Consider the following 24,981-nt stretch of genomic DNA (forward strand, 5'->3'; position numbering starts at 1 on the left):
GTCACTCCGCTGCTATGGCTGTGTGACCGGTTTCGCCGTCACTGGCCGAAGTTTCGTCGGCTTCTTCGACCTTGTAGAAACGCAACACACCGTCACGCACCGGGCGTTGGCGGAAATCGCGCACGTCGGCAAGATATTCGTGCTTCAACGACCATGGGCGATCCTTGCCGACCTTGGGCATCAGATGGCGCGCACGCTGGAGATAGCCGGAGGAATAGTCCCACGGTTCGACCGTTTCGGGTTCGTCTTCAGGGGCAAGCTCGGGCACCGCAACATTTGCACCTGCTTTCGTCATGTCATTCAGCACGTCACACGCGTACTGCGAGTTGCAATCGGCGCGCAGTGTCCAGCTGGCATTGAGATAACCGAACACGAAGCTGAGGTTCGGCATGTTGGAGAACATGGTGCCGCGGTAGAAATAGTGATCGGTGAAATCGACCGGCTCACCATCCTTGCTCACCTTCACCTTGCCCGCGAGCGTCAGCCGCAAGCCAGTGGCGGTCACGACGATATCAGCAGGCAGATGCTCGCCCGATTGGAGCTTTACGCCATCCTTGTCAAAACCCGCGATGTGATCGGTCACGATATGCGCCTTGCCGCCGCGTATTGCCTTGTACAGATCGCCGTCAGGGACCAGGCACAGGCGCTGTTCCCACGGATTGTACGGCGGCTCGAAGTGCTTGGGGTCATACTTGTCGCCCAGCGAGGCGCGCTGCATCCCGCGCAGCTTGTCCGCCAGCTTCTGCGGATTGCGGCGTGACAGGCTGAAGATATAGGCGCGGAAGAGGATATTCTTCCGGCGGGTCAGCCAGTACGCGACCTTCTCCGGGAACCAGCGACGGAAGCGGTGGTCCCAAATGTCCTGTCGCGGACCTTTGCCCATCCAGGTGGGTGTGCGCTGGAGCATAGTGACGCTTTCTGCGTCCTCCGCCATCGCCGGGACGAGCGTGACTGCGGTCGCGCCCGATCCGATGATGACGACCTTCTTATCCTTGTAATCAAGGTCCTGCGGCCAGAACTGCGGGTGGATCACCTGTCCGCCGAACTGGTCCAGTTCAGGGATCTGGGCATCATGCGGGTTGTCGTAATCGTAATATCCGCTGCCGAAATAGAGCCAGCGCGCTGTGATCGTGCTCTCGCTGCCATCCTTGCCGCGCGAAGTGATCGTCCAGCGCGCAGACTTGCTGTCCCAGTCGGCGCTTAACACTTCCTCGCCAAAACGCATGTGCTCGCGAATGCCGCGCTCATCCACCACGCGGTCGAGGTATTCGAGGATCGCCGGGCCATCGGCAATCGCATCATCGTGCTTCCATGGCTCGAACGAGAAACCGAGCGTATGCATGTCGGAATCCGAGCGCACGCCGGGGTAGCGGAATATGTCCCAGGTGCCGCCCAGCTGGTCACGCCGATCGAGGATCACGAAGTCGCGATCGGGGCAGTTCAGCTTCATATGACCCGCCATCGAAATGCCGGAAAGCCCTGCTCCGATGATCAGAACGTCGGTATCAGGCTGGGTCATGCTGGTTTCCACTTGCGTTGCATCAGGTCAATTCGGGCGATTGCCAGAGCCTGTAAACATAGTGCGTTTGTCATCTTCGGCAATGGCGTTACTGACACCGCTGTTCATACCATAGGCGTTACGCGCAGCCTTCACGGTGTTGGACAGCAGGCAGGCGATGGTCATCGGGCCGACGCCGCCGGGCACCGGCGTGACTGCACTTGCGTGCTGCACTTCATCGAAGGCGACATCACCAACAAGCCGGGTCTTGCCATTTTCGCCTTCCATGCGGGTGATCCCCACATCGATGATGACTGCGCCCTCCTTGACCCAGTAACCGCGCACCAGCTCCGGCGCACCGGCGGCGGCAACGATCACATCGGCTTTGCGCACGATGTCGGGCAGGCCGTGTGTATGAATGTGCGTGACGGTAACGGTCGCCTCTGCCTCCAGCAGCAGGTTGGCGACGGGCTTGCCGACGATGTTGGACTTGCCGATCACGACCACGTCTTTGCCGGTGAGATCATCCACGACCGAATAGATCAGCTTCATCACACCCAGCGGCGTGCAGGGAATGATGCCGCCTGTGCCGGTCGAAAGCCGCCCGACATTGACCGGATGGAACCCGTCGACATCCTTGTCTGGTGAAATCGAGCCGAGAACGCGCCCGGTATCGATCTGTTCGGGTAGCGGGACCTGGCACAGGATGCCGTGAATTTCAGGGTCGGCATTCAGCCGAGCGATCAGGGTGAGCAGCGAATCTTGCGACGTTGTATCCGGCAAACGGTGCTCGATCGAACGAATGCCCACGCGCTCGCAGGCTTCAATTTTGCGGCGCACGTAGACTTCGCTTGCAGGGTCATTACCCACAAGGATCACCGCGAGGCCGGGCGCCTGATGGCCGGCAGCCACGATCTCCGTGACTTCTGCCGTGGTCACCTCGTCCAGCTGGCGAGCGATTGCGCGACCATCGATAATATCAGCCATTGGCGGCTCCGGTTTGCGTTCATGGGTGGGCAATGGCCGCACCTATAGTGGCTGGATCAACGATTGGCACCCCTCTTCCCCTAGAGTTTTGCTTGCGCGATGAGGGTGAGCTGCGGCAGGATGACAGCATGTTGAAACGCTTCGCAATTCTCTTCGCTGCCCTGTTCCTCGCGCCCGCTCAGGTGGCCGCGCAAGATGAACAGGCAGAGGATATAGCCTACGATCTCGAAGGCTTCTGGGCCTTCCAGATCGATGATGCGGTGATTTTCTTGTTTGAGCTCGACCAGATGCCCGATGGCAATTGGCGCGCGCGCTGGACCCGTCCGGAACGCTTCGGCAGCAACGGGGTGATCTTCAACAACATGGCGGGCGCGACGCGCATCGTCGCGACCGAAGCAATCGAAACGGAAGAGGGCGTGCAGCTCAGTTTCCCCGATCCGCGCCCGGAGGCGGTGCCCAATGTCTTTCTGTTCGAACTGGTAAGCGATCATCAGGTCACAATGACCTATGTCGATACACCACTGGAGCCGTTCCCGCTGATCCGGGTATGGCCTACCACGCGACTTGGACCGTTCGACAATGACCGTCTGTATGACCGTGACAATGCGGTGACGGAAACCGACTATGTCGAGCCCGAGCCGATCCAGGAAGAAGTTGTTGAAGAGGAGGTTGTCCCGACTGTCGAAGACGCGGCTGAGGAGGCTGCGCCCGAAGATGTCGAGGCTACCAGCGGGCTGTCCGGCGATTTCCTCGATGGGTTCGAAAGAGGTCTAGAAGTTCCCGACCAAGTCGACATGGATGAGGCCTCCGGCGATGTTGACGAAGATATGCTGACGGCGGTGGATGAAGCCGAGCCCGTCCGAGCATGCGTTGATCTCGATGACATTGAAACGGTCGAAGGACTCGACGCAGTTTGGGGCGCTGACTTCACCCAGATCGGCAGCGGCCTCGATATTCGCGAATACGAGATGGATAACGGCGATGTTGCCCGCGTCACGATGCTGGGCGAACGCGTCTATGTGAACAGCTGCGGCCCGGCCGAGTGATCACTCGCCTGCTGCTGGCCAGCGTTGCCGCAACGCTCTTCACTGTCCCTGCTGCCGCGCAGGAGCGCGATGATCGCGCGCGGAGAGACCTGTGCCCGTCTCTACCTGAAGAAGACGCCGGGCTGGACGATTGCCACCTCGGCAGCACTGCGCAAGACCATCTAGACGCACAGCCGGTGCCCGTGGTTATCGATCATATCGTGGTTCTTGGCCAGGGCCTGCCCGAAACGCCTGCCGCGCCAGCCTATTCCACCGTGTTCATCGACCGCGACGCGCTGGACAGCGCGGCGAGCGGGCGGCTGGAAGATGCCCTGTCCAATGTCGCTGGGTTCCAGCAATTCCGGCGTTCGGACAGCCGCTCGGCCAATCCCAGCGCGCAGGGTGCTACGCTCCGTGCACTCGGCGGCAACGCGACGAGCCGGGCGCTCGTGCTTCTGGATGGCGTGCCAATTTCGGACCCGTTCTTCGGTTATATTCCGTTCAGTTCCGTGGGGCCGGAGCGGCTGAGCGCCATCCGTGTCACGCGTGGTGGTGGCTCTGGTCCGTTCGGTGGCGGAGCCCTGGCAGGCACCATTGCTATGGAAAGCGCTGATGCCGAAACACTCGGCGTCATCACTGCAAGCGCGCTTGCCAACCATCGTGGCGACACCGAGTTTTCTGCCAGCTTCGCGCCGCAGGTGGGTGATGGCTTTGCCGTGATCCACGGGCGTTGGGACCGGGGTGACGGGTTTTTCACGACGCCTGAAGACCAGCGAGTGCCCATCTCGAGCCGCGCCAATTTTGATGCCTGGTCGGCGGGCGGGCGCGTGGTCCAGCAATTGACCAGTGACATCGAAGTGCAGGCCCGCGTGCTGGCGTTTGAAGACAACCGCACCTTGCGCTTCGATGGCGCGGACAACTCCTCCGAAGGGCAGGACATATCGCTGCGCGTAGTGAGCCGTGGCGACTGGGAAGTCGATCTGGTCGGCTATGCGCAGTGGCGCAACTTCACCAACATCGTCATCTCCTCAACGCGCTTTGTCCCGGTTCTCGACCAGAAGGATACACCGGCGAGCGGTCTGGGCGGCAAGATCGAGATTCGCCCACCCGTGGGTGGCGGGCATACGCTGCGTTTCGGTGTCGACTATCGTCGCAGCGAAGGCGATTTATTCGAGGACTCGTTCTCCGCTTTCACAGGCAACCTGCGCGAAAACCGCTTTGCAGGCGGCGTGAACACTGACTTTGGGCTATTTGTCGAAGACGACTGGCAGATTGGCGACCTGACGCTGACCGGCGGGGTCCGCGCGGACCGCTACACCATTCGCAACGGCTTCTACCGCGCCGTTGCCGCCGATGGCACGGTGGTACGCGATGACAGCTTCGCCGACCGGGCAGACTGGGAAGTGACCTGGCGTGCAGGCGCCCTCTATTATGTCACCGAAGAATTCACGCTGCGCGGCGCGGTCTATTCGGGTTTTCGCCTGCCCACCTTGAACGAGCTCTACCGTCCCTTTGTGGTCTTCCCGGTGGTGACACAGGCCAATGAGGCACTGGAGCCGGAACGGCTGGAGGGCTGGGAACTGGGAGCTGAGCTATTTCCTGCAGACGGGGTGTACCTGGCGGCGACATATTTCGACAATGAAGTTGAGGGTGTGATTGCCAACGTCACGCTGCAGCCCAATCTGCGCCAGCGTCGCAATCTGGATGCGATTGATGCGCAGGGTTTCGAACTGACTGCCGCGGTCGATAGAGGTCCATTCAGCCTCAATGCCAGCGCCGTCTTCACCGACGCCGAATTTGTAGGGACAGGCTTTGCCGCGCCGCTCGACGGCAACCGCCCGCCGCAAACCCCCGAATTCTCGGCAAGCCTGACTGCCGCTTACGAGTTTATGCAGGATGGCAGCATCGCCGCGACCCTGCGCTATGTCAGCAGCCAGTTCGAAGGCGACCAGGAGAACGATGTCCTGCCCGCTGCGACGGCATTAGATTTCTTTGCCCAGCTCCCGATTGTGGACCGCCTGTCTTTCATCGCACGCGCGGAAAACCTGCTCGACGAAGAGATCGTAACGCGCAATCAGGGCGGCAGCATCGATCTTGGCGTGCCGCGCACGATCTGGCTGGGCTTGCGCTGGGGGTATTGAAGAGGCTGGGTTAGTCTTCGATTAGAACCCGGGATTTCAGTCCCAGCCAGTCTGCCAGATTGGCCAGTTCGGTTTCGACTGTCTCCGCCATCAGGTAAGCGCGATCTTCATTGAAGCGCAGGACCAGCGTATCGTCTTCGCGGCGCAGTGATGTGCCGGACATGGAGATGCGCGAGCCAGCGCCTATCTTGCGGCAAAGCCTGTTGGCGAGGCCCCATGCAGAAGCGCGGTGCAGCTGTTTTTTGGTAGCCATGCGCAGATATTTATCGATGAGCTTGGGCGATCCGCAGCTGGCGCGCAGGCATTGCGCCATCATTGCGCGGCCCGTGTGGTCCAAGCCGACCCAGCGCTTTTCCAGTGCCCAGTCGGTCGAGTGGGAGAGCCGCATGTTGGGTTCGATCCGCGCGGCTGCCTGTGTGAGCAGTGTGGCAGCGAGACGGATACGCTCGCTGCCGCGATTGCGCCCGTCGACCGCCTCTGCGGTCCAAGCGGCGGCAAGCGTTGCATTGGTAATATCGGCCCCGCGCGGCGTGGTGAAATGGGTGACGGCGGCCAGCAACGGATCTTGCTCGCGCGCCGTTGCGTTGAGTCGTTCGAAGAGCAGCCCTTCGCGAATGCCCCAAGCGGAGATGATGAGCGTTTCCGGTTCCATCTCTCTAAGCATCACACGCAGCATCGCTGCTGCGTTGGGAAGGCCGGCGGCTCTGCTGGAAGAGATACCGGCAATCGATGTCAACTTGTCAGGATCGGCGTCCGCAAGCTTGGTGGCGACGGCGTCAGCCTGATCGACGCTCAGGCAATAGGCCTGCGGATCGGTGAGCGGGTAATCGTCCTGGTGCATGGCGTAACTGGCGAGCGCGCGCCATGTGCCACCTACCAGGTATAGCGCGCCGTCTTGCTCCTTCGCCCAGCTCGCATCCTTGAGCTGCTGTTTGACTGCATCGGCGAAAGCGCTGTCGCCTTTTGCGCGCAGTGTCGGCAATCGAAGCGTTCCGAGCGGGAGGCTCACGCCGTCGTGACAGGCGTTGTTTTCTACCGCGACCAGCTCCAGACTGCCCCCGCCAAGGTCAGCCACAACGCCCTTTGCACCGGGGAAGGCACCGATCACACCGTGTGCAGAGGTTGTTGCTTCCTCAACGCCGGTCAATACGCGCGGATTGACGCCCAACGCGCGGACTTTTTCCACAAAATCCGGGCCGTTGCTGGCATCGCGCGCGGCTGCTGTGGCGACCGTGGCGACATCGGAGATTCCAAGGTCATCGATGATCGTGGTAAAACGCTGGAGGCCACCAATAGCCAAATCTTCCGCTTCCTGCGGGATCGCGCCATTTTCAGCCAGATCCCGCCCGAGCCGTGCAGTTACCTTTTCGTTCAGCCAGACGTTGGGCGCGCGCTTGGGACCGGAAAAGACCACCATACGCACGGTGTTCGATCCAATGTCGATAACGGCCCTGTCCGGAACCTCTATCCTGGTTGCGCCGCGCTTGCTCGCTGCCGGGCTCACTGCTGTCCTTTGCGCAGGGTGAGTTGCGGCACACCGCCCTGTTTCAGGGCTTCACCGCGTCCGCTGAGAGATGGGTTGGTCATGAAGTATTCGTGACAGTTGAAACCCTCTCCGTCACTCTCCACGCGATGGTAATCCCCCGTCTCGCCATCGAGCAGCCAGCTCTGCTGCGTGTCGATAAGGTTGGCGAGTAGAACCTGATCGAGCACCTGATCGTGCACCGTCTGGTTGGTGATCGGCACCAGAGCTTCCACCCGGCGGTGCAGGTTGCGTTCCATCAGATCGGCGCTCGAGATGTAAACCTTGGCCTTGTCACCCGGCATCGGTTCGCCATTGCCGAAAGCGTATATCCGGCTGTGCTCAAGAAAGCGCCCGATGATCGATTTGACGGTGATATTATCTGACAGGCCGGGTACGCCCGGCCGCAGGCAGCAAATGCCGCGCACCACCAGCACGATCTCTACGCCCGCCTGACTGGCTTCATAGAACTTGTCGATAATCGCCGGTTCGGTAATAGAATTCATCTTCGCCCAGATCGTTGCCGGCCTGCCTTCGCGAGCCAATGCAATTTCATGATCGATATCGGCAATGATGCGATCTTGCATGGTGAGCGGCGAGATCGCCAAGTGCTCCATCCCCTGTGGTTCGACATAGCCGGTGACGAAGTTGAACAGCTTGGCCGCATCGCGCCCCAGCGCGGCATTTGCGGTGAAGTACGAAAGATCGGTGTAAATGCGCGCGGTGACCGGGTGATAGTTGCCTGTGCCGAAGTGGCAGTAGGTGCGGAAGCCGTCCTCTTCCTTACGCACCACCATGCTGACCTTGGCGTGGGTCTTCATGTCGATGAAGCCGTAGATCACTTGCACTCCGGCGCGCTCCAGCTCGCCCGCCCATTTGAGGTTCTGCTCCTCGTCAAACCGGGCCTTCAGTTCGACCACTGCGGTGACGGACTTACCTGCTTCGGCAGCTGCGATCAGCGCATTGATTACGGTTGGCTGATTGCCTGCACGATAGAGCGTCTGCTTGATTGAAACGACCCTGGGATCGGCAGCGGCCTGACGCAGGAAGTCGACCACCACTTCGAAGCTTTCGTAAGGGTGGTGGACCACAATGTCCTTCGCTCCGATGGCGGCAAAGGCATCGCCATCGTGTTCCAGAATGCGTTCGGGGAAGCGTGGAGAATAGCTCGGGAATTTCAGATCAGGCCGCTCTTCATCGACAACTTCTGCAAGTCCTGAAATGCCCAGCATGCCTTCGGTGGTGGCGATGGCAGCCTGGCGCACGCCAAGCTTCTCGCGCAGCAGTTCCTCGGCTTCAGGATCGAAACTCTCGTCAATTTCCAGCATGATCACCTGGCCGCGGCGGCGGCGCTGGATCGCGCTGCGGAAGGTGCGGACAAGATCTTCAGCCTCTTCCTCGATCTCGATATCGCTATCGCGAAGCACGCGGAACACACCGTCACCCAGAACTTCAAAGCCGGGGAACAACAGGTCGGCATAGCGGCACACAAGGCGTTCGATGGCAACATAGATCGCCTCTTCACCCGGGATACGGATGAAGCGCGGCAAGGCGCTGGGGATCAGCACCATTTCAATCAACTTGCCGCCGGTTCCGCGACGCTTGAGATTGAACAGAGCCCCGATCCCGCCGTTGGCGACGAAGGGGAAGGGGTGCGCCGGGTCCAGCGCCTGCGGAGTGATGACCGGCATGATGTTGCAGATGAAGTGATCGCGCAGCCACGCCTCGGCTGCTTCATCAATGCGGTCTTCGCCCTTGATATGGATGCCTTCGGCTTCGAGCAGCGGACGCAGAGCGACCAACGCCTCCTGCTGGCGCTGCTCTAACTCGTGTACCTTGTCATTGATCGCGGACAACTGCTGGCGCGGTGTGCGGCCATCAATGCTGGTTTCCGAAATGCCGCTGCGCACCTGGCCTGCCAGACCGGCGACACGGATCATCGTGAACTCGTCCAGATTGCTGCCTGAGATGGAGAGGAACCGCAGTCTTTCAAGCAGCGGATATGCCGTATTATTAGCCTCTTCCAGCACCCGGTCATTGAATGCCAGCCACGAAAGTTCGCGATTGAAATAGCGCGCTTCGGCAGAGAGTTTGTCTGCCGGGGTGCTGCCATCATTGGCGGCGGTTAAAGACTGGGTAGGGTCGCTTGCCATAGGGTTCATGTGGCGCGTGATCGGGCCTTGCGCAAGCGCGATGCAAGGTGCGTCACATTTGCCCGGAAATCAGCTCCAGCTTTCGGCCAATGTGCGTGCTTCGGCGATGGCGCTGATCCCGCGCTTTCCTTCGCTGCGGTCAAGCTGCACGATCACGTCTATCACGCTGGCGGCATAAGAAATGGTGTCGGAGCGCGAGAGGCCGATCCCGGTCTGCATGACCATCAGGCTCAGCTGTTCCAGCGCACCGCGCAGCGAATTGGCGTGGATGGTCGAAAAGCTGCCAGGGTGGCCAGTGTTGATGGCACGCAGGAACGAGACACTCTCCGCCCCGCGCAGCTCACCAAGCACGATTCGGTCGGGTCGCAGACGCAGCGCCGATTGCAGCAGTTCGTTGGCAGTGACCTTCGCTTCGCCGAGTTCGCCCTTCACGGCCACCAGGCCCACCCCGTTGGCACCGGGCAGCTTCAGTTCAGGCGTGTCTTCAACCAGAATTACGCGCTCTTGGGTCGGAATCTCACCCAGCATGGCGTTGAGGAAAGTGGTCTTGCCCGTGCTCGTGCCGCCCGAAATGAGGATTGTCTTGCGCGCGCGAATGGCGGCGCGGAGGTAGGCAATCGGCTCTGCCTGCGGATCGGGCAATTGCGCATCTTCGGGAGCCGCAAGCGGGCCTGCGTCGTAAGCATCCAGCGGTAGATCGAGCCGGCGATGCCTGCGAATGGCCATGGCCCAGTGTTCGCGCGTTGCTGGCGGCCCACAAAACTGGATGCGCGCGCCATCGGGCAGCGTTGCGCCGAGCAGCGGGTGCTCGCGGTTGATCCCCTGATGGCTGATGCGCGCAACCTGCTCGGCAAGGCGCTGCACCAGTTTGTCGTCAATTGCCGCAAGCTCCACGCGCTGCATGCCGGCTCCGACAGCGGCATCTTCCACCCACATTTCACCGGGCCGATTTACGAGGATTTCGGTCACCGTATCGCGCTCCAGCCACTCGCGGAACGGTGCGAGATAGGCGTCGAGATAGACCGAGCCGCTGGGCATCGGTGTGTCCGCCAGTTCCTGGCTTTCGTCGAGCTGGTAGAGTTCCGCGCTCATGGCTTAGCGGACCCGCGGCGCCGCGCCGAAATCGAGATCGCGTGCTGTGTAGACACGGATCGGTTCACCCATGCGCACGCGAATGGTCGGCGGGCGCTGTCCATCCTGTTGCAAGGCAGTACTTGCTGCACTCTGGCCGCCGCCCAGCACAACCGACGCGCCACCGCTGGCAATCGTGGTCAGGCCACCGATCACGGACAGCAGCATGGCTGAACCGAAACGGCTGAAGAAATGGCTGTCGACATCGCCTTCAAGGCCTGCGGTGCCATCGAACGCGGTCGCAGGGCTGCGCAGTTGAACAGAAACGCCGTCCGGGCGGATAACCCGCTCCCAGATGACATAGGCACGGCGCTGGCCTGCTTGAAGGCCCGACTGGTACTGGCCGACAAGGCGGCTGGAGCGCGGGATTAGCACACGTGCACCATCGTGGCTGCGCACGTCCTGGCTCACCACCGCGCGGACATAGCCCGGCACATCGGTGTTGATCGCGGTTTCAAGGATCGCGGGGATCATCGTGCCCTGCGTCACTGTGGTTGCCGGGTTGAAATCCTGTGTGGCCGTGGCCGGGCCGCCGCCCACACCGCCGATCCGCGCGGCGAATTCACCCGCACCACCCGCTCCCGGAACCACGCCGCCATCGGGCGCTGCTGGTACTGCTGCTCCGGTCTGCACGCCTCCGGCATTCGCCGTAGGAGCTGCGCTGCCATCAAACACGAGTGTAGGCGAGTTGTAGGGGTTGGTGGTCGGGCCTGCCATGCGGCCTGGTTCGGGCGCTCGCGCAAGCACAGCGCCTTGCGGAGCGATCGGGGGCTCGACTTCGGCAGCCACGGCATTGGCATTGGCGCTCGGCAAGCCAGCCGTGGGAGAGCCTGTACCAGGCAGTACCGGCTGCTGCGCGGGATCATTGGCGAGCACCTGACCCTCGGCAGCTTCGTCTTCCAGACGGGTTGAATTGAGCGCCCAGAGCGTAGCCGCGCCCAGCAGCGCGACAAAGCCAATGCCCGCTGCGAGACCAAGCGCGTCAGAACGCGGGTTGCGGTTGGCAACGACCGGATAGCTTGTCCGGCTGGCGAGATCGATCACTTCGGTGTCGGTCGTTTCGCGCGGATCGGTATCGGCGCCGGCAGTTTGTGTTGCCAGTTTCATCGCATCGGCTCCCTTATTCCCGTTCGCCGCTGGAACGCGCGGTGCCGTCAGCCAGATAGCCGCCCGCTTCGCCCTGATTGATAAGCCGCGCCTCATCGTCGCCCGAACGCAGGATGATTTCTGCAGGCACCATGTCGAGCACGATGACATCGCCGCGCACGGCGTAGTTGACAGGGCCTTCATCGCCGTTGCGGTCCATCAGCAGCACGGCAGGCAGTGCACGCCCCGCAGGCCAGCTGAGGAAAGTGGAAGTGCCGTTGTCATAGACTTCGCTGGGGAAGAGGCTTGCCGATCCGGTGCGAGACCAGGTGAAGTTGAGGTCCGCCGGATCGAGCACGGCCAGATCATCGTTCGCGGCCGCCAGCTCCAACGCATTGGCCGGAGGCAGCGCGGCCATGCCTTCCTCATCCAGCGGATCGAGCTCCTCCGGATAGGTGAAGGTCAGAATGTAGAGCGGCGAGCGGTTGCCCGGGTTCGCCACCAGATCGAACAGATAGGTGTGGCGGTTGGTCACCACCGTCATATTGGTCGCAGCGCGGGGTGATAGCGGCTTCACAAACAGCAGGTTGGCGCTGCGGCTGGGGGTAATCTGCCAGGTGGCGGAGTTGCCGACCGCGACATTTTCGATCATCTCGCCTTCGCCAAAGCGGATGGTGGTCTGCACATTGGTCCGCCCTTCGATCCGCACGACCTGCGTCGGGTCATACATCCGCTCGACAAGGCGCGGGTCCTGCGCCTGGGCGGAGGCAGGGCTCAGCAAGGCCAGCAAGGTCGCTGCGATGCAGAGGCTGAAGAGGGGGCGGAACATCACTTGGTCTCCGTGGAGCGTTTGGGCGCGGATTTGAAACGGCTGCCAATGCCGCGCACCCGCGAAGGCGTAGAGCCGGAAGGGCTATCGGATGGCGCATTGCTGCTGCCTGAAATAATCCGTGTTTCGCGCAAGGTGCTGTTCGATCCTGCATCGTTTGCGGCCAGCGGTGTCGTCGCGGCGACACGGACGGCGCGGCGTGATGGTGCGGCGTTCTCTGCAGCACGCTCGGCGGCGCGACTGCTGGTGAGGGCGGGATTGACTGCGTAGGGAGCCGGTGCGGGTGCGGCGGGAGCGCGGTCATGGCCGCGATCCGTGTTCACCAAGCCGAATACCCTCCAGCCCGAAACCATCGTGGAGAGTACTTTCAGCACCATAAACATCAGCGCCAGATGCACCGCGCCGATCATGAAAAAGGCCATCGCCGGTCGCACGTCGATTTCACCGGGAGTGCTCGCCAGGCTGGAGAGGACCGGCACCGCCAGCTCCAGCATCAGTGATCCACCGAGCACGGCGAACAACGGCGCGAGAGCCATCAGCACCACGGCTTTGAGCCAGCCGGTGAAGAGGCCGCGCGTTGCGTCAAACAGCGCGCAGAGAATGAAGATCGGGCCAAGCCCCATCAGGATCGCGAGCGCGATCTTGGTTGTCGCCAACACGCCCACAGTACCAAGCAGCAGCATCGTCCCGCCTGACCAGAGCAGGCCCGGCGGTGAGAAGACGCTTGTGTTGGCGTCCATCGCATCGCCGCCCGATGCCTCCATCAGCGCGAGCATCACGGCGTCCAACTTGTCGGCGAAGACGATCGTCGCCGAGCCCTCGTTGCCCATCAGCCTCGATGCGAGCCAATCAGGGCCGAGAGCGAAGAGATTCCAGAAGATCCAGTTGAACAGGAACCAGCTGGTCGCGAAGGTTACCACCAGTACCAGCGTCACCATCTTCGGCGTAAGCGAAGCGAGGCCAATGCGCGTGCGGCCGGTGATTAGCGCGTAACCCAGCAGGGCCACGAATATTGTCAGGACAATGGTGAATGTGGGGCCAAGAAAACCACCCTCGGCAAATAGGTTATTGAACGCGGCCTTCGCCATCGCATTGGCTGCGCAATCGACACCGCGCAGCGACGCGCCGATACCTGCGCCGACCTCTTCCATCTGGCGTTGGCACGTGGCCGTCACATTGCCCAGCGTTCCGCTCACTCGGCAGCCTCCCGCTTGTCCGGGCTATCAGGACCGGGCCAAGGCGTGTTGGTGAGTTCAGGATACCATTTGGACGGAGCATCACCCACCGCGCCGCGCAGCTGGTCGAGCCGACGCACGCTGCTTTCGCGGCCCGAAAGGATCGTCAGAACCTCGGGCGCACCCGACAGGTCGAGCCGCACGACAACGCTGGCATCGGGCTGACGAACAAGGAAGCAGCGGCTGTGCGCAGGCAGCGTCTTGATTAACGCCAGTTCGTGCTCGGTCAGGCCGAAGCCGTCGCAATAGTCCTCGTATCGCGCCTTGGCGTTGGGCATGAACAGCATGGTTGCGGTCTGCTCGACGAGCGCGGTCGAAATCCTGCTGTCGAGAGCATCGCGCGCGCTTTGGGTTGCGAAGCCGACCAGCGCATTGCGTTTACGCAGGGTCTTCAACCAGTCGCGGATACGCGCGGCGAAAACCTCGTCATCCAGCGCTTTCCAACCCTCATCAATCAGGATCATGGTCGGCTGGCCATCGAGCCGCTCGTCGATGCGGTGGAACAGGTACATCATCGTCGGCGTGCGCAGCTTGGGGTTTTCCAAGAGCGCGGTCATGTCAAAGCCCATGACGCGGGTTTCGAGGTCGAGATTGTCGCTAGCGTTGTCGAACAGCCAGCCATGCTCGCCATCCTCGATCCATGCCGAAAGACGATCCGCCAGATCGCCCGGCTGCGGACGGCGGCTGCCCGAGACCAGTTCCTTGAAATGGCGCAGACGACGCAGCGAGCTGTCATTGGCATAGGCGGCGTCAACTGCGGCTGCGATGGTCGCGCTTTCCTCCGGCCCTTCGGCTTGCAGCAGCACGCCCAGCCAGTCGCGCAGGAAGCCGCGATTGACCGGCGTATCGGGTAGGGCGAGCGGGTTGAAACCCGTCGGCTGGCCCGAGCTGATACGGTCGTAATTCCCGCCGATGCCGCGAATGAACAGCTCGGCGCCGCGATCCTTGTCGAACAGCACAGTGCGTGGTTCGAATTTCTGTGCCTGCGCGGCGAGGAAATTCATCACCACGGTCTTGCCCGAACCGGAAGGGCCGATGACCGAGAAGTTGCCCAGATCGCCATTGTGGAAGTTGAAGAAGAACGGCGTGGAGCTGGTCGTCTGCAACAGCGTGACCGCCTGGCCCCAGTGGTTGTTCTCCGCCTGCCCCAGGGCAAAGCCGTGGAAGCTGCCGAAGCTCGCCATATTGGCGGTGGAGATCATCGCGCGGCGCACGAGATAGCTCTCGTTGCCGGGAAACTGGCCCCAGAAGCACGGCTCCATATTGGTGTCTTCGCGCACCGCAACCGCGCCAGTATCGGCAAGGCTGGCGGCGACCGAAGCGGTGGCATCGTCAAGGCGGGCAAGATTGCTCTCGCGTACCAGCACGGAGAGGTGGTGATCGCCGAATGCCACGCTGCCCGAGCCGAGCTCGTCGCGCGCGGCCATCATGTCATTGCGCTCTGCCTGTGCGTCCTCGTCAGCGCTGCGGAGGCGACGGATGGCGAGGTCGATGCGTTCGCGTGCGGTCTGGCGTTCCTGTGGCGCGAAGGTCTCGGTCACGACCATCTCGTATGGCAGTCGCAGCATCGCATCGAGCAGGCCGGGGCTGGTCGCGTCAGGATAGTCTTTCAGGCTTAGGATCGAGGCAAAGTCCGATCCGCCCGCACCGCGCAGTTCCATTGCATCGAGGCCGAAGCTGGCGCGGCGATAGGGCAGCAGGTCGCCGATGTCGGTCTCGGCATCGGGGCGGCGCATCGGGCGCATCTCGCCGTTGTAGAGCGCCGAGAGCAGTTCGAGCAGCTCGTTATTCACCTTGCCCGAAGCGCCGGTGTAATCGCCCAGCGGCTGCGCGCCGTATTCGCCAAGGCTGGCAGCGAGTGCCTGCAAGGCTCCGCGCAGTGAACGCAGGTCTTTGGGATCGATTTCCTCAGGCTCTTTCGGCGTGCGGCTGAACACCTTGCTCACCCGCTCGACAAGGCCGGCCTTGCCGCGCGCCGGACGGCGTACCAGCGTAATGAATTGATCATTCACGAACAGCGAACCCGACGACAACTTCTGCCGCCAGCGCCGGTCAATATGTGCGGACAGCGGATCGCTGAATTCGCCATCCAGCTCCACACTCACACGGCGGCGGATGATGTGGTGGTAAAGTACGAAGCGCGCATCGAGATTGCTGCGCAGCATCACCTCTCGTGTGGCCGCATGACTGTTCAGCGCGTCGGTATCCTCTGTCTCGAATAGCAGGCCCGGCACTTGCAGCGCAGCCATCAAAGAACCGTCGCGCAGCAGCATGACGCCATCGTCGACAAGCTGCGCATACGGCAGGCGATCGCCGGCATGCGCTTCCTTGGCGCTCCATGCTGCGGCTCCCAGCCATTTTGTCATCGCACTCGCTCCCGTCCGCGTAACACTACGCGGCGTATGAATTGCAGCCCCAGCGCTTGTAGTTCTTTACGCGCGGGCATTTGCTGACCTTGGTGATCCAGAGGTCAAAAAACCGTGGCTCTCGCAGACAAGCGAAATAGCCGATCAGATGCATCACGATCGGGACAGGAATGATCCAGAGGCTCTTCAGAATCAGAAATGCCTCTGCTGTCACGATCAGATTGATCACGAAGTAGTTGAGCGTCACCCCCGCAAACATCTGCGGGCGGGTGAGCGCGCGATGGACAGGGTAACGGGTGAGCTGCATCGCTGTGTCGCCTTACCCGGCAGCCGTCTGGATGCCGGCGACAATCGATGCCGCGCCGAAGATGATGAAGACACCGACAATTACCGTTGCGCCAAAGCGCCAGTTGACGCGCCCCGTCAGCATCATGAAGCCAACGGCTGCTACAGCCATGACCGCTACCGTCGTGGCCAGCGTGCCGAGCAGCGTATCCTGCATCCAGCGCGCCGCATTGTTGATAGGGTCAGAGCCTGCAGGGTCTTGCGCGTAAGCCGAGGCCGGAAGCGTCAGCACGGTCAGAAATGCGGCGAGGCGGGCGAAGATTTGCATGGTTATTCAGAACTCCGGGAATGATCGGCAAGACGTCGCATGATCGACGCCACATAGTTTTGTGTTTCACGAATGGGCGGAATGCCGCCTGAACGAATGACGCGCGCCGGGCCAGCATTGTAGGCAGCAAGCGCAAGCTCCAGATCGCCATCGAAACGGTCCAGCTGCTCGCGCAGGTACCGCGCGCCGCCTTCCAGATTGGCGAAAGGATCATCGGGGTCGACACCCAGATACCGCGCCGTCCCCGGCATCAGCTGTGCGAGGCCGCGTGCACCGGCAGAGGATACGGCATTTTCGCGCCAACGGCTTTCCTGCCAGATAACCGCCTCCAGCAGGGCCGGACTCAAGTCATACCGTGCTGCCAATTCGGCAATCGTCGCCGCGTAAACAGCTGGAACTCCTGACGCGTGCAATTGCGTGTTTGCGACAATACTTTCCGGCACGCCCGCGGCGACATCCAGCGGCACTTCGCTCAAAGGTTGGGCAGGCCCCACAGCATTTGCAGGAGCGCCCGTTCCAACCCAGCGCGCGCTGCCGTCCGTGCCGATTTCCAGCACCTGTGCATGTGCTGCGGGTACAGCAAACATGGTCAGCAAGGTTGCGGCCAATAAGCTGGCCATGCGCAGAATCATCAATCCCTCCGGTCTGCAGCGCCATTGCTTACAACAAATGACACAGACGTGACAGTATTGCACAATTTGCGTCATACACTGCTTGCGGAGATGCCTAGGGGCGATTTCGTGACTTGATTACCCGCCTGAAGCACCCCCGAAACAAACAGGGCCCGGTGACTGTGCAGTCACCGGGCCCTGTTTCTTTACTGACCTGGCCCGTTTGCCACGGGCTATATCTGTTGTGCCATTATGCTCAGCGTGCTGCTAGTGCCTCGAACTCGACGGTGGCGAGCGCGAGAGTGGCGGCGTCGCGCGAATGTAGCCAGCGGCCATTGGCAAGTTCAAGCTCGTAACCTTCCTCGCAATCACGCGCTTGCCGGTAATAGGCCTGTGCCCGCTCGAACTCTCCAAGCTGGGCATGGGCGCTGCCAAGGTTGATCAGCACCGCAGGGTCGCCCGGATTGGCCTCCAGTTCCGCTTCGAGCTGCGCGATGGCAGCACGGGCATCGCCTTCCAGAAGCTCTTCGAAAGCAACTTCGCGGGTTTCATAATTCTGCTCGACCATCTGTGCAGTGGCTGACTGGGCCAACAGCATCGGCGCGGCGATCAACGTTGCAAACATGGTTGTTCTCCCTTCCTGATGCCGTGGATTATGCGCGCCTGAGCACCTGACTGCAACAAAACTGTCATATTGTCACAAATCCGTAACAAAGGAGTCCGCGCGCAGACCTCGCGATGTGCTGTGCATAAATAAAATACTTATAATACAATAGAATGAGCGACACTTGCTGCGATTCCTGCAACCGTCACATAGTCGCAAACAAAGTGTCACTAACGCGGCGTAGATCGTGCCCCGACGCAACGTCTGAACTTCAGTTTCTGGACTTTAAGGGGCCTATCGCCGTGACCAATCTTTCCCGTTCACTCATTCTTGGCAGTTCCATCCTCGCGCTTGCCGCGTGCGGCCCTGACCAGATCGCTTCGCCCGGAACGGGCGGCAATGTGATTATCAACAACCCGACACCCAGCCCGACACCAACGCCCACGTCGTCAGCTTCGGTGACGCCGGCAAACGGTTGCCCGACCATCGCCGATCCGCAGGGCCTTACCGATGAGGGCACTATTACGGGCCCAGAGGGTGAATGGCGCGTCTGTGCGACGCCGACCCGTTTCAACACTTCGACCACGCTGCGCCAGATCCCCGGCCTGCTGTATCGTCTGCCCGGACAGGTGAGTGTCGGTACAGACGGAGGTCCGGCACCTGACGCGTCGGATGGTTTCAGCGACACAAATGTCGAGCTGACCATCGAGCCTGGCGTTATCATTTTCGCTTCGGGCTCTTCGTTCCTGAATGTCACGCGCGGCAATTCGATTGACGCAAACGGCACCGTGGACCGCCCGATCATCTTCACCAGCCGCGATAACGTGCTTGGTATCAATGATGACAACTCTTCGGGCCAGTGGGGCGGGGTTGTCCTTTCGGGCCGTGCTCCGGTGACCGATTGCGTGCAGCCGGGTGCAACGCCGGGCACCGTTGCCTGCGAGCGTCAGGTCGAAGGCGCAGCCGATCCGAACTTCTTCGGCGGTGCCACCAATGACGATTCCTCGGGCTCGATGAGCTATGTCCAGATCCGCTTCTCCGGTTCGGTCCTTTCAGGCGACAACGAACTGCAATCGCTGACGACCGGAGGCACCGGCACCGGCACCACGCTGTCGCACATTCAGTCGGTCAACTCGTCTGACGACGGCGTCGAATTCTTCGGTGGCTTCGTGAACATCAAGCACCTCATTGTCGCAGGTGCCGAAGACGATTCGATCGATACCGACACCGGCGTGAAGGCGAACATGCAGTTCGTTATCGCTGCCCAGCGTGCCGGGATCGGTGACACGATTATCGAGGCCGATTCGAACAACGGCCTGGAAGACCAGACTCCGCGCCAGAACACGACCATCGCGAACGCCACTTTTATCCAACGCAAGGATGATGACCAGGTTGTCCGTATTCGTGGCGGCACCGACTATGGTCTCTACAACACGTTGATCTGGGACGCCTCGGCAGCGGGCACGCCGTGTATCCGCCTCGACCTTTCTGAAACAATCCGCGCAGCGAATGCCGGCCTCGACGATGTCGGCCCGCCGCGCTTCGAGTCGGTCGCCCTGCAATGCGGAACAAACTTCCGTGATGGCAGCGGCGGCGTAACCGCGGCGCAGGCAGAGGGTATCTTTGATGCAGGTGCAGGCAACAACAAGAGCTACACCAACAGCCTCGTCAACGGGTACCTGAATGGCACCAACGAAGACAGCTTCATGACCGTGTTCGACGCGGCGACGCTTGGCAGTTTCTTTGAGACGACGACCTTTATCGGTGCGGTGACATCTTCCGATGATTGGACCCAGGGCTGGACCTGCGATTCCGCGGCCATCGCTTTCGGCGGCAACACCGGCAGCTGCACGGCCATCCCGGTCTTTAACTGATCATGATGAGGGGGAGTTGTGCCCGGCTGTGGGGTTGGCACAGCTCCCCCTCATCGACATCGCAATGCGCACAAACCTGTGCCGCCTTGCCCCACGGATAGAACGCAAGGGATTGTCCTGATGAACACCTCTGGCAACAAGCTGGCGGCACTGCTCCTTCTCTCGACCGCGCTTAGCCTACCAGGCGTGGCTCTCGCACAAGACGAGCAGGTCCCTCCTGCCGATGATGACCAGTCGCAAGACGGCACGCAGGATCCCGAAGAGGAAGAATTCCAGGACCCCGACATTTCGATCCCTGGCGGTGCGATCATTGTAACCGGTCGCATCAATCGCGATCCGACCCGCGGATCGAGCCAGGTTGTCAGCGTTCTCTCAACCGAGGAAATCGCGCGGACGGGTGAGGGCGATATCGCCGGTGCGCTTGGCCGGGTGACCGGCCTTTCGGTACAGGGGCAGGGCTTTGTCTTTGTCCGCGGACTGGGTGACCGCTATTCGCTGGCGCTGCTCAACGGCTTGCCGCTGCCTTCGCCGCAACCGCTCAGTCGTGTTGTTCCGCTGGACATTTTCCCGACCAGCGTTGTGGCATCAAGCCTTGTCCAGAAGACCTATTCGGCCAACTTCCCGGGTGAATTCGGCGGCGGTGTGATCAACCTCACCACGCGCGCCGTGCCTGATGAGAGCTTCCTGACCATTGGCGGCGGGATCAGCGGCGATACCGAAACAACGTTCCACAACGGCCTTTCCTATTACGGATCGGATTTTGACTGGTTCGGCTTTGATGACGGCACGCGCGATGCGCCGCCTGCGCTGCAGACCTATTTCAACAGCGGCCTGCGGATGAGCGATATTCCGCTCGATGCCAGCCAGAATTTCAACGATGCGCCTGTCACGCAAGCCGATATTGCGCAGCAGTTGGGCGATCCCAATTTGATCCTGTTGCAGCGGTTGGGCGACGTTCCTGCCAATTGGTCTGCCAGTCTTTCGGCGGGCACTTCTGTCGATGTGTTTGCCGATGGCCAGCTGGGCATCGTGTTTACCGGATCGATCAGCAACAAGTGGCGCACGCGCGACATTACGTCGCAGTCGATCCTCGCCGATTTCTCGCTCGACAGCGATTTCAACGACGTGGTGACCGACAACCGCATTCTGGCCAATGCCATGCTGGGTATCGGGCTCGAGGTAGGCGATCACCGCTTCCGCTTCACCAACCTTTTCATCCGCGACACGCTGAAGCAGGCGCGCCTTTCGCAGGGCGAGGATTTTCAGGATGACGATAGCATCCAGCAGCAGCAGACCGCGTGGTACGAGCGCCAACTGATCGACAGCCAGCTGGTGGCAGAGCTGGAGTTCGGCGATCTGAGCGTGGACCTGCGCGGAGGCTACGCCCGTACTGATCGTGAAGCGCCGTACGAATATACCTTTACCTATGTCCGCGATAACTCGGCAGGCGAGTTCGGCGACAGGTTTATCAACGTGCTCGATCGGCAGACAGGTGACGCTGCAGTGGTGTTCTCGGACTTGCAGGAAGAGCTCTGGTCGGGTGGTGTGGATGTCAGCTATCCGGTGTTCGACAGCTTCGTGCTCACCGCCGGCTATGCCTATACAGACACCGAGCGGCTGTCAGAGCGCCGCGAATTCCTGTTCAATGCGCCCACCAGCTTCCCCGACGGTGTCGGCGCGCTGCGTCCCGATCTTTTGCTCGGCGATGCGATCATCGAATTCTACGATATCGGCCTGATTGAATCGACCCAGTCCGATCCGGCTTTCGCAGCCGGGTTGGAAGTGCAGGCCGGTTACGGCAAGATCAACTGGGAACCGGTGCTCGGTCTCAGCATCGATGCCGGTGTACGCTATGAAGACGCGACGCAGACGGTCAATCCGGTGCAGGTTTTTGATATTGCGGGTGGTTCGAGCGCTTCGACCCTGCTTGAAAACAGCTACTGGCTACCGGCCGCGACCATTACGTGGGAGCCGGTGGAGGACTTGCAGCTGCGCGCCAATGCCAGCCGCACCATTGCCCGGCCGCAGTTCCGCGAACTGATCTTCCAGACCTATTACGATCCGGAAACCAACCGCCAGTTCAACGGCAACCCGCTGCTCATCGATAGCGAACTGACCAACTATGAAGTGCGCGCCGAATACTACATTAACGGCACGGACCGCTTCTCCGTAGCGGGCTTCTACAAGGACATCGAAAACCCGATCGAGGCGTTTTCGAGCTTCTCCGACAATGCCCAGCTGACCAGCTTTGCCAATGCGCCTTCCGCAACGCTTTACGGCGTCGAGGCCGACCTTGCCTACACCATCGATCTGATGGACTTCGGCGGCATTCTCGAAAGCAAGGAGCTTGGCATTTTTGCCAACTACACCTGGACGCAGTCGGAAATTTCGGTGGAGCCAGGTGATACGACGCAGCTGTTCCCCGGAGGTGATACGGCGGCGAGCAACCTGTTCGTGGATGGCGTTCCGCTGACTGGCCAGTCCGATCATCTCGCTAACGTGCAGCTCAGCCTGCAGGATATCGATCAGCTGCAGCAGTTCACCTTGCTGGTGAACTACGCCAGCGAACGCGTGACCAGTCGCGGAACCGCGGGCTTGCCCGACATCGTGGAAGACCCGGGGCTTACCGTCGATTTCGTCTATCGGCAGGGCCTGGATCTGTTCGGCAGCGAGGCCGAGCTGAAGCTGGAGGCGCGCAACATCTTCGGGCGCGGGAACGAGGAGTTCCAGACCAACGGTGTCGATCGCTTCGAGATCAATACTTACGACGTGGGTACCTCTTTAAGCGCTTCGCTCTCTATCACGTTCTAACTGTTCAAAAGCTGCAAAACCTGCGGCCTCTCGCCAGATGGTGAGAGGCCGCTTTTTTGTGTGGAATGGATTTACAGTTTGGCCGTGTCAGGGCCGGTCGAAGATGTAGCCCTTGCCGTGGACAGTGCGCAGCAGATGCGCGGCGCCGACTTCGCGCAGGCCAAACCGCAGGCGCTTGATCCAGACATCTACGGTCCGAAGGTAATCGGGATCGCCATCCTTGCCCAAGGCATCGATCAGGTCCTGCCGCGACATGATCGTGTCCGGATTCTCGGCCAGAAAGCGCAGGACGCGAAATTCATTGGGACGCAGCGGAATGCGGGTCCCGTTCCAGCGAGCCTGCTCGGCGCTCACCAGAATGGTCAGGTCACCATGCTCGATCTGCCGGTCACTGACGGTCCGACTTGTGCCGGAATGCAGTGCCAGAACGCGGTCGAGCATGGCCTGGCGGTCAAGCGGTGCCACGGCGTAATCGTCTGCACCCGCCTTCAGCGCGCGGCGGCGGTCTTCCGGATCGTCTTCTTCCAGAACCATAGTGATGTGGGCATCGCGCATCCGCTCGTCTGCGCGGAGGCGACGGACCATTTCCAGCCCGGCAAGGTCATCCATGACCCAATCGACAAATGCCCATGCGTCGCCTTCAACAAGGCGCACCGGGCCCCGCGAAGTCAGCTCAGCGAAAGCAAACCGGGTGTCATCGTGCTCGAATGGTTCGAACAGCGCGGCGGACGGATCGGTCGTGAAAATGCTTACGCGGTTCATTGCACTCACAAGTCTGGTTTGTGAGTGCCCTCGTGCAGTGCAATTTTGACTCGCCTATGACAATCGTGGCGAGAATTTCCACGCTGGTCGCAAGACTGGAATTACGCTGACGGTGCCGGACAGTATTTCGCCAGATACTCGCTGTGGCCGGGCATGTGCTGTACGAGGAAACGGATCGACTTTTCGATCTCGTCGAGCTCCTTCTTCGTCTCCACAGGGTCGAGCGTTTCCGCCATGGCATTGTGCCCCTGCATGGAGATGCCCTGCCCCATCATCACAGCAGCCCAGCTTGTTTCGGTAAAGAGCTCGTCATCCTCACGGAAAATCTGCCCGTTCATTTTGAACAGCTCTATCTTCTCGGTCAGGCTGTCGGGAACGCTCATTGTGCGGCAGTAATTCCAGAACTCAGAATCGTCGCGCGTGGTGGCGTTGTAATGGAGGATCAGGAAGTCGCGGATCTTCTCGTATTCTTTTGTGGTCAGGCGATTGAAACTCGCCTGCTGCGCTTCGTTGATGCCGTCGAGTGAAAGCAGTGCCACCAGCTTGTTGATGCCGGTATTGATGAGATGGATGGAGGTTGATTCCAGCGGTTCCATAAAGCCCGCAGCAAGACCCAGCGCGACGACATTCTTGTTCCAGAACTTTTTGCGGCGCCCTGTCACAAAACGCAGGTGGTTAGGGTCTGCGGTCGGCTTTCCGGCGATGTTCTTGATCAGGATATCGGTCGCTTCGTCTGCTTCCATAAAGCTGTCGCAATAGACATGGCCGTTACCGTTACGGTTTTGTAGCGGAACCTGCCACTGCCACCCTGCGGCATGTGCGGTGGCTCTGGTGAAGGGCGGGGCAGGGCTGCCATCATCGCGGTTGCAGGGAAGCGCCACCGCGCGATTGCACGGCAGCCAGTGGGTCCAATCCTCGTATCCGGTTTCGAGCGCCTGTTCGATCAACAGGCCGCGGAAACCCGAGCAATCGATGAACAGATCGCCTTCGATAACCTGCCCGCTTTCGAGCTTGATTGAATTGACGAAACCGCTTTCCGGATCGAGCTGCACATCGTCGATCCGGCCCTCCTGGCGGACAACGCCGCGCTTCTCCGCATACTTGCGCAGGAAACCGGCATAGGCGGTGGCGTTGATGTGATAGGCGTAGTTGATCGGTGGCAAATCGTCGCGGCGCAGGTCGTCAGTCTTGGCGAATTTGCCGAAGAATGCTGCCATCGTTTCTGCGTTGAAAACGGCTATAGGACGATTGTCACCCTTGGTCTGCTGGTGATGCCAGATGTGGTGAAAGCTGAGACCGCCGATTTCGTAGCCGTAATTGCCGAACGGGTGGATATAGCTATCGCCCAGCTTGCCCCAATTCACAAACTGGATGCCAAGCTTGAAGGAGCCCTGGACTGCAGCGAGCATTTCTGCCTCGTCAATTTCCAGCAGGCGTTGAAAATCCACAAAGGGTGGAATTGTTGCTTCTCCGACCCCCACGGTGCCGATGGCTTCCGATTCGACCAACGTGATGGATAACTCACGCCCCTTGCGCAGCCGTGACAGCGCAGCGGCTGCCATCCAGCCTGCGGTGCCGCCGCCCACGATTACAATTTTCTCGATAGCCATGTCGTGCCCTCTCCGGCGGGCGGGGTGCTCTAAATTCCGTAGTGCAGTTCTAAACGCCCGGGTCCATTAATCAAATGATGGTCCTTGGTCTGTCAAACGGACAATTGCAAAAATGTGACACTA

General features: G+C 60.8%; 19 protein-coding genes. 4 read left to right on the plus strand and 15 right to left on the minus strand.

Features of this window, described 5'->3' with window-relative positions; genetic code table 11:
- Position 1: 1 nt before the first annotated feature.
- Both OOZ52_RS07525 and folD read right to left on the minus strand, forming a co-directional pair.
- Positions 2-1,519 (minus strand): flavin-containing monooxygenase, encoded by a 1,518-nt coding sequence (locus tag OOZ52_RS07525; RefSeq protein ID WP_274697897.1) that lies wholly within the window; start codon positions 1,517-1,519, stop codon positions 2-4.
- A gap of 27 nt (positions 1,520-1,546) precedes the next feature.
- Positions 1,547-2,485, minus strand: coding sequence for a bifunctional methylenetetrahydrofolate dehydrogenase/methenyltetrahydrofolate cyclohydrolase FolD (folD, locus tag OOZ52_RS07530; RefSeq protein WP_274697898.1), 939 nt, complete (start codon positions 2,483-2,485; stop codon positions 1,547-1,549).
- Positions 2,486-2,613: 128 nt separating this feature from the next.
- Here folD and OOZ52_RS07535 point away from each other — a divergent pair, with 128 nt between their 5' ends.
- Positions 2,614-3,531, plus strand: a complete 918-nt coding sequence (locus OOZ52_RS07535) for a hypothetical protein (protein WP_274697899.1) — start codon at positions 2,614-2,616, stop codon at positions 3,529-3,531.
- Complete coding sequence (locus tag OOZ52_RS07540) at positions 3,528-5,651, plus strand: TonB-dependent receptor plug domain-containing protein (protein ID WP_274697900.1); 2,124 nt, start codon at positions 3,528-3,530, stop codon at positions 5,649-5,651. The genes OOZ52_RS07535 and OOZ52_RS07540 overlap by 4 nt, the downstream gene beginning before the upstream one ends.
- 10 nt (positions 5,652-5,661) lie before the next feature.
- Here the strand turns inward: OOZ52_RS07540 and OOZ52_RS07545 are convergent, their stop codons facing one another.
- The 11 genes from OOZ52_RS07545 to OOZ52_RS07595 all read right to left on the minus strand — a co-directional run bounded on the left by OOZ52_RS07545 (position 5,662) and on the right by OOZ52_RS07595 (position 17,822).
- Entirely contained in the window at positions 5,662-7,155 is a 1,494-nt protein-coding gene (locus OOZ52_RS07545) for a Ppx/GppA phosphatase family protein (RefSeq protein WP_274697901.1), read from the minus strand.
- The gene (locus OOZ52_RS07550) at positions 7,152-9,326 is read right to left on the minus strand and encodes an RNA degradosome polyphosphate kinase (protein ID WP_274697902.1); all 2,175 of its coding nucleotides are present in this window, start codon (positions 9,324-9,326) and stop codon (positions 7,152-7,154) included. Before OOZ52_RS07550 ends, OOZ52_RS07545 begins: the two co-directional genes overlap by 4 nt.
- A gap of 69 nt (positions 9,327-9,395) precedes the next feature.
- Entirely contained in the window at positions 9,396-10,418 is a 1,023-nt protein-coding gene (virB11, locus tag OOZ52_RS07555; protein ID WP_274697903.1) for a P-type DNA transfer ATPase VirB11, read from the minus strand.
- A gap of 3 nt (positions 10,419-10,421) precedes the next feature.
- On the minus strand, positions 10,422-11,564 hold the full coding sequence (locus tag OOZ52_RS07560) for a TrbI/VirB10 family protein (protein ID WP_274697904.1): 1,143 nt from the start codon (positions 11,562-11,564) through the stop codon (positions 10,422-10,424).
- A 13-nt stretch (positions 11,565-11,577) separates the two neighbouring features.
- Positions 11,578-12,372: a TrbG/VirB9 family P-type conjugative transfer protein gene (locus OOZ52_RS07565; RefSeq protein ID WP_274697905.1), complete on the minus strand. Its 795-nt coding sequence runs from the start codon at positions 12,370-12,372 to the stop codon at positions 11,578-11,580.
- Positions 12,372-13,568 (minus strand): type IV secretion system protein, encoded by a 1,197-nt coding sequence (locus OOZ52_RS07570; protein WP_274697906.1) that lies wholly within the window; start codon positions 13,566-13,568, stop codon positions 12,372-12,374. The genes OOZ52_RS07565 and OOZ52_RS07570 overlap by 1 nt, the downstream gene beginning before the upstream one ends.
- A complete protein-coding gene (locus tag OOZ52_RS07575; protein ID WP_274697907.1) occupies positions 13,565-15,973 on the minus strand; it encodes a VirB4 family type IV secretion/conjugal transfer ATPase in 2,409 nt (802 codons plus the stop codon). The genes OOZ52_RS07570 and OOZ52_RS07575 overlap by 4 nt, the downstream gene beginning before the upstream one ends.
- 25 nt (positions 15,974-15,998) lie before the next feature.
- Positions 15,999-16,280 carry a type IV secretion system protein VirB3 gene (locus tag OOZ52_RS07580; protein WP_274697908.1) on the minus strand — a complete coding sequence of 94 codons (282 nt, stop codon included), beginning with the start codon at positions 16,278-16,280 and terminating at the stop codon, positions 15,999-16,001.
- Between the two features lie 12 nt (positions 16,281-16,292).
- Entirely contained in the window at positions 16,293-16,586 is a 294-nt protein-coding gene (locus OOZ52_RS07585; RefSeq protein WP_274697909.1) for a TrbC/VirB2 family protein, read from the minus strand.
- A 2-nt stretch (positions 16,587-16,588) separates the two neighbouring features.
- Entirely contained in the window at positions 16,589-17,206 is a 618-nt protein-coding gene (locus tag OOZ52_RS07590) for a lytic transglycosylase domain-containing protein (RefSeq protein ID WP_274697910.1), read from the minus strand.
- 247 nt (positions 17,207-17,453) lie between these two features.
- Positions 17,454-17,822, minus strand: coding sequence for a tetratricopeptide repeat protein (locus tag OOZ52_RS07595; protein ID WP_274697911.1), 369 nt, complete (start codon positions 17,820-17,822; stop codon positions 17,454-17,456).
- 281 nt (positions 17,823-18,103) lie between these two features.
- Here OOZ52_RS07595 and OOZ52_RS07600 point away from each other — a divergent pair, with 281 nt between their 5' ends.
- Positions 18,104-19,675 carry a hypothetical protein gene (locus OOZ52_RS07600; protein WP_274697912.1) on the plus strand — a complete coding sequence of 524 codons (1,572 nt, stop codon included), beginning with the start codon at positions 18,104-18,106 and terminating at the stop codon, positions 19,673-19,675.
- 120 nt (positions 19,676-19,795) lie between these two features.
- Positions 19,796-22,486 (plus strand): TonB-dependent receptor domain-containing protein, encoded by a 2,691-nt coding sequence (locus OOZ52_RS07605; RefSeq protein ID WP_274697913.1) that lies wholly within the window; start codon positions 19,796-19,798, stop codon positions 22,484-22,486.
- A gap of 87 nt (positions 22,487-22,573) precedes the next feature.
- Here the strand turns inward: OOZ52_RS07605 and OOZ52_RS07610 are convergent, their stop codons facing one another.
- Together OOZ52_RS07610 and OOZ52_RS07615 are read right to left on the minus strand one after the other, a co-directional pair.
- Positions 22,574-23,248, minus strand: coding sequence for a response regulator transcription factor (locus tag OOZ52_RS07610; protein ID WP_274697914.1), 675 nt, complete (start codon positions 23,246-23,248; stop codon positions 22,574-22,576).
- Positions 23,249-23,349: 101 nt separating this feature from the next.
- A complete protein-coding gene (locus OOZ52_RS07615; protein WP_274697915.1) occupies positions 23,350-24,858 on the minus strand; it encodes a tryptophan halogenase family protein in 1,509 nt (502 codons plus the stop codon).
- Positions 24,859-24,981 lie beyond the last annotated feature (123 nt).

Origin of the sequence: Aurantiacibacter sp. D1-12 (assembly GCF_028858515.1) — a bacterium.
Lineage (GTDB): Bacteria > Pseudomonadota > Alphaproteobacteria > Sphingomonadales > Sphingomonadaceae > Alteraurantiacibacter.

What these genes read in the sequence shown, in the direction of transcription:
- OOZ52_RS07550 (WP_274697902.1), bottom strand. Translation starts at nt 9,326, where the DNA reads ATGGCAAGCGACCCTACCCAGTCTTTAACCGCCGCCAATGATGGCAGC.
- OOZ52_RS07565 (WP_274697905.1), bottom strand. Translation starts at nt 12,372, where the DNA reads ATGTTCCGCCCCCTCTTCAGCCTCTGCATCGCAGCGACCTTGCTGGCC.
- OOZ52_RS07535 (WP_274697899.1), top strand. Translation starts at nt 2,614, where the DNA reads ATGTTGAAACGCTTCGCAATTCTCTTCGCTGCCCTGTTCCTCGCGCCC.
- OOZ52_RS07590 (WP_274697910.1), bottom strand. Translation starts at nt 17,206, where the DNA reads ATGGCCAGCTTATTGGCCGCAACCTTGCTGACCATGTTTGCTGTACCC.
- OOZ52_RS07595 (WP_274697911.1), bottom strand. Translation starts at nt 17,822, where the DNA reads ATGTTTGCAACGTTGATCGCCGCGCCGATGCTGTTGGCCCAGTCAGCC.
- OOZ52_RS07575 (WP_274697907.1), bottom strand. Translation starts at nt 15,973, where the DNA reads ATGACAAAATGGCTGGGAGCCGCAGCATGGAGCGCCAAGGAAGCGCAT.
- OOZ52_RS07610 (WP_274697914.1), bottom strand. Translation starts at nt 23,248, where the DNA reads ATGAACCGCGTAAGCATTTTCACGACCGATCCGTCCGCCGCGCTGTTC.
- OOZ52_RS07525 (WP_274697897.1), bottom strand. Translation starts at nt 1,519, where the DNA reads ATGACCCAGCCTGATACCGACGTTCTGATCATCGGAGCAGGGCTTTCC.
- OOZ52_RS07615 (WP_274697915.1), bottom strand. Translation starts at nt 24,858, where the DNA reads ATGGCTATCGAGAAAATTGTAATCGTGGGCGGCGGCACCGCAGGCTGG.
- OOZ52_RS07580 (WP_274697908.1), bottom strand. Translation starts at nt 16,280, where the DNA reads ATGCAGCTCACCCGTTACCCTGTCCATCGCGCGCTCACCCGCCCGCAG.
- virB11 (WP_274697903.1), bottom strand. Translation starts at nt 10,418, where the DNA reads ATGAGCGCGGAACTCTACCAGCTCGACGAAAGCCAGGAACTGGCGGAC.
- OOZ52_RS07560 (WP_274697904.1), bottom strand. Translation starts at nt 11,564, where the DNA reads ATGAAACTGGCAACACAAACTGCCGGCGCCGATACCGATCCGCGCGAA.
- folD (WP_274697898.1), bottom strand. Translation starts at nt 2,485, where the DNA reads ATGGCTGATATTATCGATGGTCGCGCAATCGCTCGCCAGCTGGACGAG.
- OOZ52_RS07585 (WP_274697909.1), bottom strand. Translation starts at nt 16,586, where the DNA reads ATGCAAATCTTCGCCCGCCTCGCCGCATTTCTGACCGTGCTGACGCTT.
- OOZ52_RS07605 (WP_274697913.1), top strand. Translation starts at nt 19,796, where the DNA reads ATGAACACCTCTGGCAACAAGCTGGCGGCACTGCTCCTTCTCTCGACC.